General features: G+C 32.4%; 1 protein-coding gene. It reads right to left on the reverse strand.

Features of this window, described 5'->3' with window-relative positions; translation table 11 throughout:
• Positions 1-134: 134 nt before the first annotated feature.
• On the reverse strand, positions 135-670 hold a 536-nt coding region (locus tag Q0945_RS16040), incomplete at its 5' end, for a hypothetical protein (protein ID WP_299436694.1).

Genomic DNA, 670 nt, shown 5'->3' on the forward strand with positions numbered 1-670 from the left:
TGCGAGGATTTTCCGAAGGAAAATCAGACGTAGCAAACGTGCAACGACCTTTTGTTTAGCCTAAAATAAGCAATTTTTTATATACGGTGTTGCCTACCGTTTTTTTATTCAGATGACTTTTATTTAATATCTTATTATTTGTCAATAACATACTTAATAGCAAAACCTATTAAAAAAGTTATAACTGCAATTAGCCATCTAAATCTAATGTCCCAATTTCCAAGCCTTAAATTATCTCTAGTTAAATTCCGAATTTGGGTTTCCTTAGTTCGTATAGATTTTTGGTATTCGGAAGCTTCATTCTGTAATTTAAGATTTTGTAATTCTAAGTCTTCTTTTTCTTGTTGTTTTAATTCAAGCTCATTTTCATTCGTGTTATGGTCAGATAGATGTTTTAACCAGCCTCCATTATTAAAAACTTCAAGTCCGAACCTTTCTAATGCGCAGAAATCACCGAACATTCTTATAAGTCCTTCTCGTTCCATTAAGCGTGCAAAAGCTTTTGATTCGTTACTTGAGTGCATTTGTCTACCGTCTTTGTTTATAAAGTTGGTTAAATCAAATTGCGATGTGTTTTGTGATTCACAAAGTATTTTTAGATTTCTATCTATGTCTAAATCGTCTTGGTGTTTAGTCATACGTTTGAGTGAGTTCAAATGGTTGGCAACGT

Source organism: uncultured Maribacter sp., from assembly GCF_947500405.1.
GTDB lineage: Bacteria > Bacteroidota > Bacteroidia > Flavobacteriales > Flavobacteriaceae > Maribacter_B.